This window comes from Sulfitobacter sp. HI0129, from assembly GCF_001635395.1.
Taxonomy (GTDB): domain Bacteria; phylum Pseudomonadota; class Alphaproteobacteria; order Rhodobacterales; family Rhodobacteraceae; genus Sulfitobacter.
Genome location: NZ_LWGH01001106.1, coordinates 1 through 2,024, shown reverse-complemented (window position 1 = coordinate 2,024; position 2,024 = coordinate 1). Strand labels below are relative to the sequence as shown.

General features: G+C 60.4%; 3 protein-coding genes and 1 pseudogene. All 4 read left to right on the top strand.

All coding sequences use genetic code 11. The annotated features are described in order from the left end of the window. Nucleotides 1-104, top strand: a 104-nt coding sequence (locus A3764_RS26300) for a transposase domain-containing protein (protein ID WP_150122437.1), incomplete at its 5' end; no start/stop codon positions are given. A 21-nt stretch (nucleotides 105-125) separates the two neighbouring features. Then, nucleotides 126-622: pseudogene (locus A3764_RS23190) on the top strand (IS5 family transposase); the annotation flags it as partial. Nucleotides 623-820: 198 nt separating this feature from the next. Continuing rightward, nucleotides 821-1,780: an IS110 family transposase gene (locus A3764_RS23185; protein ID WP_067925956.1), complete on the top strand. Its 960-nt coding sequence runs from the start codon at nucleotides 821-823 to the stop codon at nucleotides 1,778-1,780. 63 nt (nucleotides 1,781-1,843) lie between these two features. Next, a partial coding sequence (locus A3764_RS23180) for a helix-turn-helix domain-containing protein (RefSeq protein WP_201722510.1) occupies nucleotides 1,844-2,024 on the top strand: 181 nt, incomplete at its 3' end.

Below are 2,024 nucleotides of genomic sequence, written 5' to 3'. Positions count from 1 at the left end.
AGCCCTTCGCCTACCTCAAGGCGACCCTCGAAGCGATCACCGCCGGTCACCCCGCCAGCAGGATCGACGAGCTGATGCCCTGGAACTTCACCACGTCAAGCTGATCCCGCGTGGGGCGCAGACAGCGCTTACTGATGATCGACGCGACATACCTCAAGGCCCACCGAACGGCGACCAGCATGGCCGCCAAAAAGGGGGGCGTGGTCGCCTGATTGGTCGAACCAAAGGCGGTATGAACACCAAGCTGCACGCCATCTGCGACAGTCAGGGACGACCGATCGACCTGTTCGTCACCGCTGGACAGGTCAGCGATTATATCGGCGCACGGGCGCTGCTCAGTCGCCTACCAAACGTCAAATGGCTACTCGGGGATCGTGGCTATGACGCTGACTGGTTCAGAGAAGCGTTGCAGAACAAGGGGATACGCGCCTGCATCCCAGGCCGGAAGAAACGCAAGACGCCGGTCAAATATGACAAGCGGAGATACAAGCGGCGCAACCGCATCGAGATCATGTTCGGCAGGCTCAAGGACTGGAGGCGCGTCGCGACCCGCTATGACCGATGCCCCAAGGTGTTCCTCTCAGCCATCGCCCTCGCAGCTCTCGTCATTTACTGGTTATGAATCCTGACCCTTCTGTATCGTAGATCTGCTAGCGTGACCCCGTCACGTGTCCCGGCGAGGACCCGTGACGGGGTGGTGCGCGACGTCTGACCCTTGTGGCATGGCCACGCTTCTTAGCCTGTCGGCACCGCCTCTCCTTCATTGTCTCGAACAGTTGCCAGCGGCCCTCGTGGGACCGCGTATCAGACGGAGGAGAGCATGGAGAAGGTAACACACGGTCGGATCATCGGGATAGATGTGAGCCGAGACTGGCTCGATATTCACTGCCTTCCGGACGGTCAGCGTCATCGCATCCCCAATACCGATAATGGCCATGTCGCGGTGTCCGATCTCGCTCACGACCAGAGAGCCGTCGTCTGTTTCGAAGCGACGGGTGGGCAGGAATGGCGGCTCTGGTCCTATCTTCAGGATGCAGGCGTCGAGGCCCGCCAAGTGCCGCCGGCCCAGGTCAAGGCCTTCGCGCGCAGCCTTGGAACCCGAGCAAAGACCGACAGGATCGATGCCGAACTCATAGCGCGCTTCTTGGTCTTCAGACCCGAGGCAGGACGAACACTTCCCGCCGAACATCTACGTCTTCTCAGGGCCTTGACCACCAGACGGGCACAGGTGGTCGAGATGCGAAAGCGGCTTCTGGCGCAGATCCGGGCGCATCGGAAATCGGGAACGGCAGAGCTGTTCGAGGATATCGATGTGGAGTTGAAGGAGAGGTTGGATGTTGCGATCACCGAGTTGGAAAGCAGAATTTCAGAGCTTTTGGGGCGCTACAGGCATCTCGCGGGCACCGCGCGGATCCTTCGTTCCGTTCCCGGCATCGGACCAGTCGCCAGCTCAACGCTGATCACCGAACTTCCCGAACTCGGCGCTCTCACCGGCGAAGAAGCTGCGGCCCTGACCGGTTTGGCACCAGTGGCGCAGGACAGCGGAACGTTGCGTGGCAAGCGCGCAATCGCCGGTGGTAGACGCGCCCTACGACATGTCATGTTCCAGGCAGCGCTGGTCGCCTCGCATCATAACCCGACACTCAAAGCGTTCGCTGATCGGCTCCGTAAAGCCGGGAAACCACACAAGGTCATCGTCACGGCCGTCGCGCGCAAGCTCGTCATCATCGCCAATGCTCTGTGCAAAAGCCGACGGGAATGGGAGCACAGACACCCCTGAAAGATACAGTTGCTAGATAACGGATAATTATCGTATTCGGTAAAATTTGTGATGGTCATGAGTTTGGAAGGAAACAGAGACGTACTCGCCCCGGTCGGGGCTGCGATCCGCAGCCAGCGGGTCGCCTCCAGCCTGACCCTGCAGGAGCTCGCACGACTGTCGGGCATCTCGGCAGGCGCCCTCTCGTTGATTGAAACCGGCAAGCGCGACGTCAGGCTGAGCACACTTGCGAAGATTGCACGGT